The organism is Variovorax sp. 10N412 (assembly GCF_056394985.1).
The window spans coordinates 14,377-30,029 of sequence record NZ_JBFTIO010000020.1 but is presented as its reverse complement, the minus strand read 5'-3'; the positions used below and the strand labels follow the sequence as shown (position 1 = coordinate 30,029).

Here is a 15,653-nt window from a genome sequence, read left to right as displayed (position 1 = left end):
CGTGGGTGGCTTACAGTCCTGCGGTTGCTTTTTCCCCTCCCCTCTCCTCTCTCTTCCCGACTTCCGACCATGACCACCCTCGGCACCCCCCTTTCCCCCTCCGCCACCCGCGTGATGCTGCTCGGCTCCGGTGAACTCGGCAAGGAGGTGCTGATCGCCCTGCAGCGCCTCGGCGTCGAGACCATCGCGGTGGACCGCTACGAGAACGCGCCCGGCCAGCAGGTGGCGCATCACGCGCGCACCATCACCATGAGCGACCCCGCGCAGCTCAAGGCGCTGATCGAGGCCGAGAAGCCCACGTTGGTGGTGCCCGAGATCGAGGCCATCGCCACGCAGACGCTGCAGGAGCTGGAAGACGCCGGCGTGGTGCGCGTGATTCCCACCGCCCGCGCCGCCCGCCTCACGATGGACCGCGAAGGCATCCGCCGCCTGGCCGCCGAGACGCTGGGCGTGCCCACCAGCCCCTACAAGTTCTGCGACTCGCTGGCCGAGCTGCAGGCCGCCATCGACGCCGGCATCGGCTACCCCTGCATCGTGAAGCCCGTGATGAGCAGCTCCGGCAAGGGCCAGAGCAAGATCGACGGCCCGGCCGACGTGCAGAAGGCCTGGGACTACGCCATGGCCGGCGGCCGCGTGAGCCACGGCCGCGTGATCGTCGAGGGCTTCATCGACTTCGACTACGAGATCACGCTGCTGACCGTGCGCGCCCAGGATGGCGCGGGCGCCGTGGAAACGAAGTTCTGCGACCCCATCGGCCACGTGCAGGTGAGCGGCGACTACGTGGAAAGCTGGCAGCCGCACCCCATGGCGCCCGCCGCGCTGCACAAGGCGCAGCAGATCGCGCAGGCCGTCACGGCCGACCTGGGCGGCCAGGGCCTGTTCGGCGTCGAACTCTTCGTGAAGGGCGACGAGGTCTGGTTCAGCGAGGTCAGCCCGCGCCCGCACGACACCGGCATGGTCACCATGGCCACGCAGTGGCAGAACGAGTTCGAGCTGCATGCGCGCGCCATCCTCGGCCTGCCGGTCGACACCTCGCTCAAGAGCCCGGGCGCCAGCGCGGTGATCTACGGCGGCGTGGACGCCGCCGGCATCGCCTTCGACGGCGTGGCCGAGGCGCTGCAGGTGCCCGGCAGCGACATCCGCCTGTTCGGCAAGCCCGAGAGCTTCACCAAGCGCCGCATGGGCGTGGCGCTGGTGCATGCGGCCGACACCGACACCGCACGCAAGCTCGCCAAAGAGGCTGCCTCGCGCGTGAAGCCGCGCAAGGCCTGATCGCGCACTGCGGTTGCTAAGGATGAACCCGCGCACCGCAGGCGGGTAGCCAGTTTTCGCAAGCCGCGCCGCAACTGCGCGGGCATGGTGCGGGAAGATCGAGGGACATCCACCAGCCCCTCCCGGAGACACCATGCTGCATCCCCAGGCGCGCGCCTTGCTCGACTTCATCGAGGCGCGCGGCATTCCGCCGACCCACACCCTCTCGCCCGCCGACGCGCGGGCTTTCTACCGCGAGCGCCGCACCGCCACGCAACCGCTGCCCGCCGAAGTGGCCGAGGTGCGCGACCTGCCCGCCGACGGACCGCACGGCCCCATCCCGGTGCGGATGTACCGGCCCCTGGGTTCGGGCGCCGGCCCGCTGCCGGTGCTGGTGTACTACCACGGCGGCGGCTGGGTCATCGGCGACCTCGACACGCACGACGTGCTGTGCCGCGAGCTGGCCAACGGCGCAGGTTGCGCGGTGGTGGCGGTCGACTACCGCATGGGGCCGGAGCACCGCTTTCCCGCCGCGGTGGACGACGTGCTCGCCGCCACCCGCTGGGTGCGCCGCGAGGCCGCCACGCTGGGGCTGGACGCGAGCCGCATGGCCGTGGGCGGCGACAGCGCGGGCGGCAACCTCGCGGCGGTGGTCGCCATCGCCGCGCGCGATGCGGGCGACCTGCCCCTCGTGTACCAGTTGCTGATCTACCCCGCCACCGACATGCGCCGCGGCCATCCGTCGCACCAGGCGAACGGGCAGGGCTACCTGCTGACCCGCGACACGATGGCGTACTTCCACGACCACTACATCACCGACCCCGCGCACGACCTCGACTGGCGCGCCTCGCCGCTGCTGCACACGGACCTGTCGGCGCTGCCGCCGGCGCTGGTGATCACCGCCGGCTACGACCCGCTGCGCGACGAAGGCGCGGCGTATGCGCAGGCGCTCACCGCCGCCGGCAACCACGCCGCGTACGTGTGCTTCGAGCGCCAGATCCATGGCTTCATCACCATGGGCAAGGTGCTCGACGAGGCCAACACCGCGGTCGCGCTGTGTGCCTCGGAAATGCGGCGCGCGTTCGCGCAGGCCTAGGGAAAGTCCCCGCGCAAATCGATATCGCGCGAGCGGCCCGCGCCGCTACGATCCAGCCAACCCAGACGCCACCGCAGAGTGGCAGTCCACCGATTGCAGGAGACAAACCATGCAGCGAACGAGGACGACGCCGCCCCCGAGCGGCGCCGCAAGGCAGGGCGAACGCCTGATGTGGCTCACGCCGCACCGGGTGTTCTATGCCGGCCTGCTCGGCGCGGCAGCCGAGCGCACGATGGGTGGCCACGGCGTGTGCGTGTCGCCCGCCGGCGCGCCGCCCAACCGCATCCGCATCGGCGGCGGGGCCTGGCAGACGGGCGAGCTCATCGTGGTGCCCCCGCATGTGCCGCACCAGGTGGAGAGCGCGCATCCGCTCATCTTCAGCCTGCTCATCGAATCGGAGTCGGTCGACCCGGCGCGCATGCCCGCCTTCTTGCAGCACTGCGGCCCGGTCGAGGCACCGGCCTTCGTGCAGCGTGTGCGCGATGCGCATGCGCACCTGCTGGCGGCTTCGGGCCGCGGCACCGACTTCGAGGGCTTCGACTTCGATGCGATGTTCTTCGGCGAAAGCCTCGCGCCGCGCATGCTCGATGCGCGCATACGCAAGGTGGCCGACGCCATCAACGCCGACCCCGCCGCCCCCATGTCGGCCGAGGACTGCGCGGCCTCGGTGCACCTGTCGTTCTCGCGTTTCCTGCACCTGTTCAAGCAGGAGACGGGCATGGCCTTCCGTGCGTTCCGCGCCTGGAAGCGCGCGCGCAGCCTGCTGCGCTACGTGCGCCAGGCCAGCACGCTGACCGACATTGCGCTGGACACCGGCTACCCCGACTCGACGCACTTCAGCCATTCGATCCGCCAGGTGTACGGCCTGAAACCCAGCGACATCCTGGCCGGCTCGCGCCGCCTGGCGCTGCACGACGCGGCTGGCGGCTTCAGGCACTGAGCGCAGGAAGACAAGCCCCATGCAGATCCTTCAACTCCTGCTCTCGGGCATTGCGCAAGGTTGCATCTACGGGCTGATCGCGCTGGGCTTCGTGCTGATCTACAAGGCCACCGAAACCGTGAGCTTCGCGCAGGGCGACCTGATGATGCTCGGCGCCTTCGGTGCGTTCGCGGGCATGTCGCTGTTCGGCCTGCCGTTCTGGCTTGCGGCCATCCTGGCGATCGTGGCGATGGCGGCCTTCGGCGTGCTGCTGGAGCTGATGGTGATCCGTCCGATCCTGGGGCAGCCGCAGTTCACCATCGTGATGCTGACCATCGGCATTGCGTACGTGGCGCGCGGCCTCATCACCATGGTGCCGGGCATCGGCACCGAGACCCACACGCTGGCCGTGCCCTACAAGGACCAGATCTGGAAGCTGGGCGAGCTGGTGGTCAACCTGGAGCAGCTGGCGATCATCATCGCCACGGCCATCCTGTGCGGGCTGCTGTTCGCGATGTTCCGCTACAGCAAGCTGGGCATCGCGATGCAGGCCTCCTCGCAGAACCAGCTGGCGGCGTACTACATGGGCATTCCGGTGAAGCGGCTCAACGGGCTGGTGTGGGGGCTGGCGGCCGCCGTCGCCGCGATTGCCGGCATGCTGCTCGCGCCCATCACCTTCGTGCACGCGAACATGGGTTTCATCGGGCTGAAGGCCTTTCCGGCCGCGGTGGTGGGCGGCTTCGGCAGCCTGCCGGGCGCCATCGTCGGCGGGCTGGTCATCGGCATCGTCGAGTCGTTCGCGGGCTTCTATCTCCCCGACGGTTTCAAGGACACGGCGCCGTACATCGTGGTGCTGCTGATGCTGATGATCAAGCCCAACGGTCTGTTCGGCGAAAAGCTGCGCAAGAAGGTCTAGAAAAATGCGCCCCCACGCTCGTCACTTCGTGTACTCGCTGCCCCCCGAGGGGGGGCAGGTCCGCCTTGGGGCGGCCCGGCGGCGGACCTGATATGCGCTTCATCTTCAAGACCAGCTACGACCAGGACATCCGCCTCGCGCGGCATGGCGGCCATGTGTTCTGGTACGGCCTGCTCGTCGCGTTCCTCATTGCCGCTCCGTGGATCATCGAGGAGTACTGGCTGGCGCAGCTGACCTTCGTGCTGATCTACGGCATCGTCGGACTGGGCCTGATGCTGCTGGCCGGCTTCACGGGGCAGTTCTCCATCGGGCATGCGGCGTTCCTCGGCACCGGTGCATACACGCAAGGCGTGCTCACGAACCTGGGCGTGCCGTTTCCGCTCGCGCTGGTCGCGGCGGCGGCGCTCTCGGCGGCGGTGGGCGTGGTGGTCGCGTTGCCCGCGCTGCGCGTGAAGGGCATCTACCTGGGCATCGCGACGCTGTCGTTCGGCTTCATCGTCGAGGAGGTGTTCGCGCGGTGGGAGAGCGTGACGGGCGGCAACGCGGGGTTGCACGTGAAGTCGCCGCAGCTCTTCGGCTGGTCGCTGGGCTCTGGCGACGGCTTCTACTTTCTTTGCCTGGTGGTGGCGGTGCTCAGCACGCTGGGCATCCTGAACCTGCTGCGCTCGCCCACGGGGCGCGCCTTCGTGGCGATCCGCGATTCGGAGATCTCGGCGCAGAGCATGGGCATTCACCTGGCGCGCTACAAGACGATGTCGTTCGCGATCTCGGCGGCGCTCGCGGGGCTGGGCGGTGCGCTGTACGCGCACAAGCTGAGCTTCATCTCGCCCGACCAGTTCAGCATCCTGCAGTCGATCGACCTGCTGCTGATGGTGGTGATCGGCGGGCTCGGCTCGGTGCACGGCGCGTTCCTGGGCGCGATCTTCCTGATTGCGATGCCGCAGCTCATTTCGATGGGCAAGGATTGGCTCCCGGCGGTCGTCGGGCAGGCGCCAGGGTTGCAGGGGCTGGTGTATGGCCTGGTGCTGATCGCGTTCGTGCTGTTCGAGCCATTGGGCCTGTACGGTCGCTGGTTGAAGATCCGCACCTGGCTGCAGCTCTTTCCGTTCTACCGCAAGGGCCTGTTCAAGCGGCAGAAGTCCTTCGCCAAGTCGGACCGGCTGAGATGAGCGACGACATTCTTCTTTCGGCCCGGGAGCTGAGCGTGCGCTTCGGCGGCGTGCTCGCGGTGAACAAGGTGAGCTTCGATGTTCGCCGCGGCGAGGTGTTCACGCTGATCGGCCCGAACGGCGCGGGCAAGACGACGGTGTTCAACCTGATCAGCCGCATCTACACGCCGACGACGGGCGAGATCACGTGGCACGGCGAAGCGCGCGGGCCGATCGCGCTGACGCAGCAGGCGCCGCATGCGATCGCCGCGCTGGGCATTGCGCGCACCTTCCAGAACATCGAGCTGTTCGAACACGCGACGGTGCTGCACAACCTGCTGATCGGCCGTCACACGCACCGGCAGACTGGCTTCTGGAGCGAGGTGTTCTTCACACCCGCCACGCGGCGTGCGGAGATGGCGGCGCGCGAGAAGGCGGAGCAGGTGATCGAGCTGCTGGACCTGCAGCATCACCGCGATTCGATGGTGGCGGGTTTGCCTTACGGCGTGCGCAAGGTGGTCGAGCTGGCGCGGGCCTTGTGCACCGAGCCCAAGTTGTTGTTGCTCGACGAGCCTTCGTCCGGCCTCAACGTGGAGGAGACGGCGGACATGGCGTTCTGGATCCAGGACATCCAGCATGAACTGGGGGTGTCGGTGTTGATGGTGGAGCACGACATGTCGCTGGTTTCCAAAGTTTCCGACCGCGTTCTTGCCATGAACATGGGCGAGGTGCTGGCGACCGGATCTCCTGGGGAGGTGCAAGCCGATCCGCGTGTTGTCGAGGCCTATCTCGGGACTGTGGACGACGTGAGCAGCTTGAGGAGGGTGGCGGCGTGAGTGCTTTGTTCGTTACCTCTTTGGAGACGCCCGGTGCGCGGTGCGGCGCAATCGCCCCCACTATGCCGGCCCTTCGGGCTCCCTTCCGGTGCTCGCTTTCCGCGGGGTCCCGCCCAAACTCGCTTCGCTCAAACAAGGGCGGGCCCTTGTCCGCGGAAAGCTGCGCTCCTCAGCGGCACAGAGGGGGCGACTGCGCCGCACCGCACACCGGGCTCCGGCGGTGGAGTGCTCGCCCTGTGCGTGTCCACGGCGTTGGGGCACCTGTCCCTTGCGGGCCGTTGAGGCACCGCCGAGCAGCGCAGCGACGGGCGGATCAGGGCTCGCAGCTGTTTGAGCGAAGCGAGTTCTGCGAGACCCCGCCCGTCGTGAGCAGCGCAGGGAAGCCCGAAGGGCCGGTGACGTCGGCCCGCAAGGGACAGGTGCCCCAACGCCGCTCCCCGACCGAGGGAACCGTGAAATGAGCGACGCAGTCCTCCAACTCCTGAACGTGGAAAGCGCCTACGGCCCCATCAAGGCCATCCGGGGTGTGAGCCTGAAAGTAAGACAGGGCGAAATAGCGACGGTGCTCGGCTCGAACGGCGCAGGCAAGACGACGATCCTCAAGACCATCTCCGGAATCATCGACCCCCGAAAAGGCAGCATCGAGTTCCAGGGCAAGGACATCACCGCCAAGGACCCGGCGTACATCGTGCAGCAAGGCCTGAGCCACGTGCCCGAAGGCCGAGAAGTGTTCCCGCTGCTGTCGGTGAAAGACAACCTGCTGATGGGCGCCTACACCCGCAAGGACCGCGACGGCGTGGCACGGGACATGGAGACCGTCTACACCTATTTCCCGATCCTCAGGGAGCGCGCCACGCAGGACGCCGGTCTGCTCTCCGGCGGCCAGCAGCAGATGCTTGCGATTTCGCGCGCCATCATGGCCGCGCCGCACCTGATCCTGCTCGACGAACCGAGCCTCGGCCTGAGCCCCAAGCTGACGAAGGAAATCTTCGAGATCGTCGTGCGCATCAACCGCGAGCGCGGCACCACCATCCTGCTGGTCGAGCAGAACGCCAACATGGCGCTCAACGCAGCCGACCACGGCTATGTGCTGGAGAACGGTCGCATCGTGATGGAAGACACCTGCGAACGCCTGAGGGAGAAGGACGACATCAAGGAGTTCTACCTCGGCGTGAAGGACGACGGCGTGCGCGGCGAGCGGCGCTGGAAAAAGAAGAAGACCTGGAGATAGCCGCCATGCAAGGACTCTGGGACCTCGACACCTTCGCCCCCCGGCTCGACGTCGTCGTGCCCGGCGACACCCTCTCCGCCATGTTCTGGAACGCGGTGAAGCAACGCGGCGACACCGTCTGGATGCGGCAAAAAGAGCTGGGCATCTGGCGCACCTGGAGCTGGCACCAGACGGCCGACGCCGTGCGCGAGATCGCGGCCGGCCTGCAGGCCATCGGCTTCGTGCCCGGCGAGTGCGCTTCCATCCTGTCGAACACCGTCATCGAATGGGTGCTCGCCGACCTGGCCGTGCTCAGCTGCGGCGGCGTGTCCAACGGCATCTATCCGACCGACGCGGCTTCGCAGGTGCACTACCTCTGCGAAGACTCGCGCACCACCGTGCTCTTCGTGGAAGACGACGAGCAGCTCGACAAGGCGCTCGAAGTGCGCGCCGGCCTGCCGGGCCTGCGCCGCATCGTGGTGTTCGACATGGAGGGCCTGCGCGAGCTCGACGATGCGGCCGTGATGAGCCTGGACGCGCTGCGCGCCCTCGGCCGCGCGCGGCTGGCCGCCGACCCGCAGTGCGTGGAGCGCACCGTGGCGGCCTGCCGGCCCGAGGACCTGGCCATCTTGGTCTACACCTCGGGCACCACCGGCAAGCCCAAGGGCGCCATGCACAGCCACGCCGGGCTGGTGTACACCGCGCGCGGCTACAACACGCTCATTGCGCAGGACGAGAGCGACGAGCGCATGTGCTTCCTGCCGCTGTGCCACATCGCCGAGCGCATGGGCGGCGAGTACTTCGCCATGTACACCGGCTCCATCCTCAACTTCGTCGAGAACCCCGAGACGGTGCCGGAGAACGTGCGCGAGATCGCGCCTACGGTGTTCACCGCCGTGCCGCGCGTGTGGGAGAAGTTCTATTCGGGCGTGATGATCGCGCTGAAGGAAGCCGGCCCGCTGCAGCAGGCCGCCTACCGGTGGAGCATCGGCGTGGGCGAGGCGATTGCCGCGCGCGTGCTGGCGGGCGAGCCCGTGGGCGCCGCGCTCAAGTTGAAGTTCAGGCTGGCGCGGGTGCTGGCACTGGACAACGCGCGCAAGCTCATCGGCATTCACCGCGCGCGCTTCCTGGTGACCGGTGCGGCGCCGATTTCGCCCGAGCTCGTGAAGTGGTACCTGGCCCTGGGCGTGCCCATGCTGGAGGTGTGGGGCATGACCGAGTCGTGCGGCGCCTCGACCGCGGTGCCGGCCAGCCGCATCAAGCCCGGCTCCATCGGTCCGGCCACGGGCTACAACGAGGTGCGCATCGACGCCGGCACCGGCGAGATCCTGGTGCGCGGCCCCAATGTCTTCATGGGCTACCTGAACCTGCCCGAGAAGACCGCCGAGACCATCGACGCCGACGGCTGGCTGCACACCGGCGACGTGGGCGTGATGGACGAGGACGGGTATTTCCGCATCACCGACCGGATGAAAGACATCATCATCACGGCGGGGGGAAAGAACGTGACGCCCAGCGAGCTGGAGAACGAGCTCAAGTTCAGCCTCTACATCACCGATGCCGTGGTCATCGGCGACAAGAAGCCCTACCTCACGGTGATCGTCATGATCGACCAGGAGAACGTCGAGAAGTTCGCACAGGACAACGACGTGCCGTTCAGCAACTACGAGAGCCTGACGCGCACGCGCGAAGTGCAGGACCTGATCCAGGGCGAGATCGACCGCGTCAACGCCAGGTTCGCGCGCGTCGAGCAGATCAAGAAGTTCTTTCTGCTCGAGACGCAGCTCAGCGCCGAGGACGAGGAGCTCACGCCCACGATGAAGCTCAAGCGCAAGCTGGTGCAGACCAAGTACGCCGAGCGCATCGACGCCATGTACCGGTGACGTCGCCGGCCTGTTTTTTTCGTCAACCCGAGGAGACAACCGCATGAAGCTCAAGACACTGACGACGCTGGCCGTGGGGGGGCTGGTCGCGACGCACGCGTTTGCGCAGCAGCAGGGCGTGAGCAAGGACGAGATCCGCATCGGCACCATCCAGGACCTGTCGGGTCCGCTGGCGGGCTTCGGAAAGCAGGCGCGCAACGGCATGCAGCTGCGCGTGGACGAACTCAACGAGCAGGGCGACGTGAACGGGCGCAAGCTCAAGCTGTTCGTGGAGGACTCGGGCTACGACCCGAAGAAGGCGGTGCTGGCGGCGCAGAAGCTGGTGAACCAGGAAAAGATCTTCATCATGGCCGGCCACATCGGCACGGCACAGAACATGGCGGCGATGCCGGTGCAGTTCGACAAGAACGTCATCAACTACATGCCCATCACCGCGGCGCGCGAAATGTACGAGCCGCTGAACCGGCTGAAGTACTCGTTCGCCGCCACCTACTACGACCAGATCCGCCTGGCCCTGCCCAAGATGATCAAGGACAAGGGCGCCAAGAAGGTCTGCACCATCTACCAGGACGACGAGTTCGGCCTGGAGGTGCAGCGCGGCGCCGAGGCCGGCCTGAAGGCCGCGGGCATGGAGCTGGCCGAGAAGACCTCGTTCAAGCGCGGCGCCACCGACTTCAGCTCGCAGGTCGCGAAGATGAAGGCGGCCAACTGCGACCTCGTGGTGCTGGGCACGATCATCCGCGAGACCATCGGCACCGTGGGCGAGGCGCGCAAGACGGGCTTCAACCCGACCTTCATCGGCTCCAGCGCGGCCTACACCGACCTCATCCACAAGCTGGGCGGCAAGGCGATGGACGGCGTGTACGCCACCATGACCGTGCAGAACCCCTACACCGACGAGCAGTCGCAGCCGCTGCGCTTCTGGGCCAACAAGTACAAGACCAAGTTCAACGAAGACCCGACCGTGTTCTCCGTGTACGGCTACGTGATCGTCGACTCGTTCATCAAGGCGGCGACCAAGGCCGGCCCGAACCTCACGACCGACAGCTTCATCAAGGCGATGGACAGCATCACCTTCGAGCCCGACATGTTCGGCAGCCCGAAGAGCACCTACACCGCCACCAAGCGCCTGGGCAACGACCAGTCGCGGCTGTCGCAGATCAAGGACGGCAAGTGGGTGGTGGTGTCGGACTATGTGACACCATGACGGGACCATGCCCACCCATTCCCCGAACTACTGGTTGATGAAGTCCGAGCCCGACGAGGTTTCGATCGACGATGCGCTCGCCGCGCCCGGCGCCACCGTGGCGTGGACGGGCGTGCGCAACTACCAGGCACGCAACTTCATGCGCGACGGCATGGCCGTCGGCGACGGCGTGCTGTTCTATCACTCGAGCTGCCCGGAGCCGGGCATCGCCGGCATCGCGCGCGTGGCCTCGGGCGTGAAGCCCGACCCGACGCAGTTCGATGCGAAGTCGCCGTACTACGACGCCAAGTCGAAGCCCGACGATCCGCGCTGGCTGCTGGTGGACGTGCAGGCGCTGCGCAAGACGCGCCTGCTGGCCTTGCCCGAGCTGCGCGAAAAGCCCGAGCTGGCCGAGCTGGTGGTGCTGCGCAAGGGCAACCGGCTGTCGATCACGCCGGTGGCGCCCGCGCACTGGAAGGTCATCGAGAAGATGCTGGGCTGACCGCGGTCGGCCGGTCCGTCGGCCGGGCGTTCAGAGCTTCTCGCCCGCGGCCAGCACGCCCGCGCGCTGCAGCGCGGCCTCCAGCCAGGGGGCGCTGGTGACCCCGCGTCCGATGGCCTCGATGCGCCGGGCTTCGTCCGCCACCTTCTGTTGCGCCAGCGGCAGCAGGGCCTCGATCCTTTCACGCTCGACCACGACCACGCCGTCGGCGTCGCCGCTGATGAAGTCGCCGGGGCGCACCACCACGCCGCCCACGCTGACCGGGTGATTGATGCGGCCCGGAATGTTCTTCGTCGGGCCGTTGGGGTTGGTGCCGAAGCAGAACACCGGAAAGCCCAGGTCGCGCAGCACGTCGCTGTCGCGCACCGCGCCGTCGATCACGACGCCGGCCAGGCCCAATTGGCGGCAGGCGCTGATCATGATTTCGCCCATGAGCGCGCTGGTCTGGTCGGCCTTGCCGTCCACCACCAGAACGTCGCCCGGCCGCGCCAGCGCCATGGCCGCATGGATCATGAGGTTGTCTCCGGGCCGCACCTCGACGGTGAAGGCGGTGCCCGCGAAGCGCATGGCCGGGTGCAGCGCGGCGATGCGCCCGTGCAGGGCGCCCCGGCGGCCGGCCACGTCGGCCAGGATGGCCGGCGCGAACTTCGCGGCGGAGGCGACGACGTCGGCGGGCGGCCGCGAAAAGTTGCGCAGCACATCGGGTTCGGCAAGTGCGGTCATGTTCATTCGGCCTTGATGTTCGCGTCCTTGATGACCGTGCCCCATTTGCGCCGGTCGGCCGCCAGGAACGCACGGAACTGCTCGGGTGTGCTGCCTACCGGCTCCAGACCGTCCTGCGTCATCCGCCGCGCGATGTCGGGCATGGCCAGCACCTTGGCGGTCTCGCGCTGGATGCGCTCGATGGCTGCCGGCGGCGTGCCCTTGGCGGCGCACAGGCCGGTCCAGGTCACGGGTTCGAAATTGGCAACGCCCGATTCCGACACGGTGGGCACGTCGGGCAAGCTCGAAAGCCGGTGGCTGCTGGCCACGGCCAGCACGCGCAGCTTGCCGGAGCGCACGTACGACATGGAGCTGACGGGCTGGTCGAAGATCATGGCGACCTGGCCGCCGAGCAGGTCAGACATGGCCTGGCCGGTGCCCTTGTACGCGATGTGCACGATGTCGATGTCGGCGCGCGACTTCAGCATTTCACCGGCCAGGTGGCCGCCCGTGCCGTTGCCCGAGGACGCGAAGTTGATCACGCCGGGCTTGGCTTTGGCATAGGCAATCAGTTCCTTCACGTTCTTCACGGGAAGCTCGGCGTTCACCAGCAGCAGGTAGGGCGCGTTGGCCACCTGCGTCACCGGCACGATGTCGGTGTCCGTGTTGAACGGCATGCTCTTGAGCAGGTGCGGCATGATCGACAGCGTGCCCGTGGTGCACATCACCAGCGTGTGGCCGTCCGCCGGCGCGGACAGCATCGCGGACGCGGCGATGTTGCCGCCCGCGCCGGGGCGGTTGTCGATGATCACCTGCTGGCCCAGTCCTTCGGCGAGCTTGGGGCCGATCAGGCGCGCCACGATGTCGTTGGAGCCGCCGGGCGCGAAGCCCACGACGATGCGCACCGGTTTGCTGGGGAAGGCGTCGGCGGCCTGCGCGCCGCCGCCCTTCGCCAATGCCATGAGCGTCAGCAGCGGCAGCAGTTTCAGAAAAGATCTCGTGTTCATGGGCGCTTCTTGAGGTGAGGTGGAAGGGAGCGGTGAGGTCAGGCAACGAGTTGGGCGCGCGCCTGCGCAATGCGGCGGCAACCCTCGAGCAGGTGTTCGGTCGAGGCGGCGAACGAAAGGCGAAAGTGCGAGGGCACGCCGTAGGCGCTGCCTTGCAGGGCCGCCAGGTCCTGCGCGTCGAGCAGATGCATGATCCAGTCGTCGCTGCTGCGCAGCACCGTGCCGCCCGGCGTGCGCAACCCGAACAGGGCGCTGCACGAGGCGAACACGTAGAACGCGCCTTCGGGCGCGTGGCACCGGATGCCGTCGATCGCGTTGAGCGCGGCCACCACGGTGTCGCGGCGTTGCCGAAAGACATTTCTGTTGGACGCGATGAAGTCCTGCGGGCCCGTCAGTGCCGCCACGGCGGCGGCCTGGCCGAGCGAGCTGGCGCCCGAGGTGCTCTGCGACTGCAGCTTGACCATGGCTTTCACCAGCGCGGCCGGCGCGCCGCCGTAGCCGATGCGCCAACCCGTCATGGCATAGGCCTTGGAGACGCCGTTGACGGTGAGGGTGCGCTCCTTCAGCTCGGGCGCCACCTGGGCGATGGTGGCGAACCGGCGGTCTTCGTAGACCAGGTGTTCGTAGATGTCATCGGTCAGCACCCACACCTGGGGGTGGCGCTTGAGCACCTCTGCCAGCGCGAGCAGTTCTTCGCGCGTGTAGGTGGCGCCGCTCGGGTTGTTGGGCGAGTTCAGCACCAGCCAGCGCGAGCGCGGCGTGATGGCGCGTTCCAGGTCCGCGGGTTGCAGCTTGAAGCCCCGCTCGGCCGGGCAGTCCACGAACACCGGGACGCCGCCGGCGAGCAGCGCGATGTCCGGGTACGAGACCCAGTAGGGCGCGGGAACGATCACCTCGTCGCCGCTGCCGACCGTGCACATCAGTGCGTTGAAGATCACCTGCTTGGCGCCGGTGCCGACGATGATCTCGTCGGACTTGTAGTCCAGGCCGTTCTCCGTGCGGAACTTGTGCGCCACGGCTTGCTTGAGCTCGGGCGTGCCGCCCACGTCGGTGTAGCGCGTGCGTCCTTCGGCCATGGCGCGGTTGGCCGCTTCCTTGATGTGCTGCGGGGTTTCGAAGTCCGGTTCGCCCGCGGTGAGGCTGACGATGTCGCGGCCCTGGGCGCGAAGTTCGCGGGCTTTCTGGCCGGCCATCGAACTGGGCGAAGGCTTGATGCGCTGCAGGCGCGGGGCGATATGGAGCATGGGGGAAAGGGCGTGGAAAGTGAGAAGTGGCGCAGGAGTGGGGCGCAGTATCCGGCGGCGCTTTTCAGGCGCCAAACGAGAAATTGGCAGGTGGTGCCATTCCTTTTTTTCCTGGGCACGCGGCCTGCGTTACATTGATTCGGAATGAACCTGACCTTCAAGCAGCTGGAGGCTTTTTGCTTCAGCGCCCGGCTCCAGAGCTTCAGTGCCGCCGCGCAGAAGCTGCACACCACCCAGTCGGCCATCTCCAAGCGCGTGGCCGAGCTGGAGGACACGCTGGGCGTGTCCTTGCTGCACCGCACGCCGCGCGGGCTGGAGATCACGCAGGCCGGGCGCCAGCTGCTGCCGCTGGCCGAGGACTCGCAGCGCCTGTGGCAGCGCATCGAGACCGAGGTCAGCGCCGACCAGACGCTGCGCGGCACCTTCCGCATCGGCGTGACCGAGCTGATCGCCATGACATGGCTCACTCGCTTCATCAAGCGGCTGCAGGAACTGCACCCCGAACTCGTGCTGGAGCCGGTGATCGATGCCGGGCTGACCCTGTTCCAGGGCCTGGAGTCGAACAAGATCGATCTGGCGGTCATGCCGGGCACGTTCTGGGGCCATGCGTACACCACCACCAGGGTGGGGCAGGTGCAGGACCTGTGGATGGCCAGCCCGAGCCTGAAGCTGCCCCGGCGCGCGCTCAAGCCGCACGAGTTCGCGCTGTACCCGATCCTGGAGCAGTCGACCGGTGCCGCCAAGAACAAGTTCTACGAACCCTGGCTGGCCGAACACGGCTTTCGCTTCAACAAGGTCTTCGCGACCAACAGCACGACGGTGCTGCGCGAGCTGACGATCAGCGGCTTCGGCATCAGCCAGCTCGCGCTGGACTATGCGCGCCCGGACATCGAGGCCGGGCTGCTGCGCATCGTGCGCAGCGACCCGATGCCGCCACCCATGGTCTACAGCGCCGTCTACCGCAACGACAACTTCAGCCCTGCGCTGGAGCGCATGGTCGCGCTGGCCACCGAGACCTGCGATTTCTCGTTGCGCGCGAACGCACAGGGGCGCGGCGTTGCCGCCGCGAAGCCGCGCCGCCGACGCGGCGCCGGTTGATCAGGCCACCTTCGTCAGGATCGGAAACAGCTTGCCGAGCCCGTCGGCCATCACCTCGACCGCGAGCGCGGCCAGGATCAGGCCCATGAGCCGCGTCATGATGTTGATGCCCGTCTTGCCGAGCACGCGCGCGATGGGTTGCGCGAGCGAGAAGGCCAGCGCCGTGGCCAGTGCCACCACCACGCCGTAGCCCACCAGCACGGCCAGCTCCCACAGGTGCTGCGTCTTCTCGGCATAGATGACCACGGTGGAGATGGTGGCCGGGCCCGTGAGCAGCGGAATGGTGAGCGGCACCACCGCGATGGAGGCGCCCATCGAGGCCTTGACCTCGGTGGCGCGCATTTCCTCCACGTTGGTCTTGCTCTCGGCCGGCTTGGCGTTGAGCATCGACAGCGAGCTCATGAGCAGCAGCAGGCCGCCGCCGACCTGGAAGCTCGCGATGGAAATGCCGAAGAACGACAGCAGCTGCAGCCCGAGCAGCGCGCTCACCGCGATGACCACGAACGCGCTGAAGGCCGACATGCGCACCGTGTGGCGCCGCTGCGCGTCGCTGTAGCCCTGCGTGTAGTGGATGAAGAACGGCACGATGGCCAGCGGGTTGACGATGGCCACCAGCGTGACCAGCGGCTTGATGAGGTCCATCGAGGTGCTCATG

The 15,653-nt window shown here is 67.6% G+C and carries 15 protein-coding genes; 11 read left to right on the top strand and 4 right to left on the bottom strand.

The window, feature by feature from the left end; genetic code table 11:
* Positions 1-69: 69 nt before the first annotated feature.
* The 10 genes from purT to AC1DJH_RS29245 all read left to right on the top strand — a co-directional run bounded on the left by purT (position 70) and on the right by AC1DJH_RS29245 (position 10,947).
* Positions 70-1,272 (top strand): formate-dependent phosphoribosylglycinamide formyltransferase, encoded by a 1,203-nt coding sequence (purT, locus tag AC1DJH_RS29290; RefSeq protein WP_478188086.1) that lies wholly within the window; start codon positions 70-72, stop codon positions 1,270-1,272.
* Positions 1,273-1,405: 133 nt separating this feature from the next.
* Positions 1,406-2,347, top strand: coding sequence for an alpha/beta hydrolase (locus tag AC1DJH_RS29285; protein WP_478188085.1), 942 nt, complete (start codon positions 1,406-1,408; stop codon positions 2,345-2,347).
* A 109-nt stretch (positions 2,348-2,456) separates the two neighbouring features.
* Positions 2,457-3,287 carry a helix-turn-helix domain-containing protein gene (locus AC1DJH_RS29280; RefSeq protein WP_435437647.1) on the top strand — a complete coding sequence of 277 codons (831 nt, stop codon included), beginning with the start codon at positions 2,457-2,459 and terminating at the stop codon, positions 3,285-3,287.
* A gap of 19 nt (positions 3,288-3,306) precedes the next feature.
* Positions 3,307-4,182, top strand: coding sequence for a branched-chain amino acid ABC transporter permease (locus AC1DJH_RS29275; protein WP_478188084.1), 876 nt, complete (start codon positions 3,307-3,309; stop codon positions 4,180-4,182).
* A 92-nt stretch (positions 4,183-4,274) separates the two neighbouring features.
* The gene (locus tag AC1DJH_RS29270; protein ID WP_478188083.1) at positions 4,275-5,351 is read left to right on the top strand and encodes a branched-chain amino acid ABC transporter permease; all 1,077 of its coding nucleotides are present in this window, start codon (positions 4,275-4,277) and stop codon (positions 5,349-5,351) included.
* Positions 5,348-6,166, top strand: a complete 819-nt coding sequence (locus AC1DJH_RS29265; protein ID WP_472121464.1) for an ABC transporter ATP-binding protein — start codon at positions 5,348-5,350, stop codon at positions 6,164-6,166. Before AC1DJH_RS29270 ends, AC1DJH_RS29265 begins: the two co-directional genes overlap by 4 nt.
* Before the next feature lie 457 nt (positions 6,167-6,623).
* On the top strand, positions 6,624-7,397 hold the full coding sequence (locus tag AC1DJH_RS29260) for an ABC transporter ATP-binding protein (RefSeq protein ID WP_435437651.1): 774 nt from the start codon (positions 6,624-6,626) through the stop codon (positions 7,395-7,397).
* A gap of 5 nt (positions 7,398-7,402) precedes the next feature.
* A complete protein-coding gene (locus AC1DJH_RS29255; RefSeq protein WP_478188082.1) occupies positions 7,403-9,259 on the top strand; it encodes an AMP-dependent synthetase/ligase in 1,857 nt (618 codons plus the stop codon).
* A gap of 43 nt (positions 9,260-9,302) precedes the next feature.
* Positions 9,303-10,466, top strand: coding sequence for an ABC transporter substrate-binding protein (locus tag AC1DJH_RS29250; RefSeq protein WP_478188081.1), 1,164 nt, complete (start codon positions 9,303-9,305; stop codon positions 10,464-10,466).
* A gap of 7 nt (positions 10,467-10,473) precedes the next feature.
* Entirely contained in the window at positions 10,474-10,947 is a 474-nt protein-coding gene (locus AC1DJH_RS29245) for an EVE domain-containing protein (protein ID WP_478188080.1), read from the top strand.
* A 30-nt stretch (positions 10,948-10,977) separates the two neighbouring features.
* Here the strand turns inward: AC1DJH_RS29245 and AC1DJH_RS29240 are convergent, their stop codons facing one another.
* From AC1DJH_RS29240 to AC1DJH_RS29230, 3 genes are read right to left on the bottom strand one after another with little or no spacing between them, the layout of a single operon-like run.
* Complete coding sequence (locus AC1DJH_RS29240) at positions 10,978-11,670, bottom strand: RraA family protein (RefSeq protein ID WP_478188079.1); 693 nt, start codon at positions 11,668-11,670, stop codon at positions 10,978-10,980.
* A 2-nt stretch (positions 11,671-11,672) separates the two neighbouring features.
* Positions 11,673-12,656, bottom strand: a complete 984-nt coding sequence (locus AC1DJH_RS29235) for a Bug family tripartite tricarboxylate transporter substrate binding protein (RefSeq protein WP_478188078.1) — start codon at positions 12,654-12,656, stop codon at positions 11,673-11,675.
* 38 nt (positions 12,657-12,694) lie between these two features.
* Entirely contained in the window at positions 12,695-13,900 is a 1,206-nt protein-coding gene (locus AC1DJH_RS29230) for a pyridoxal phosphate-dependent aminotransferase (RefSeq protein ID WP_478188077.1), read from the bottom strand.
* Between the two features lie 144 nt (positions 13,901-14,044).
* Between AC1DJH_RS29230 and AC1DJH_RS29225 the strand changes: the two genes are divergently transcribed.
* Positions 14,045-14,998, top strand: coding sequence for a LysR family transcriptional regulator (locus AC1DJH_RS29225; RefSeq protein ID WP_478188076.1), 954 nt, complete (start codon positions 14,045-14,047; stop codon positions 14,996-14,998).
* Here the strand turns inward: AC1DJH_RS29225 and AC1DJH_RS29220 are convergent, their stop codons facing one another.
* On the bottom strand, positions 14,999-15,652 hold the full coding sequence (locus AC1DJH_RS29220; RefSeq protein ID WP_435488086.1) for a MarC family protein: 654 nt from the start codon (positions 15,650-15,652) through the stop codon (positions 14,999-15,001).
* Between the last annotated feature and the right edge of the window lies 1 nt (position 15,653).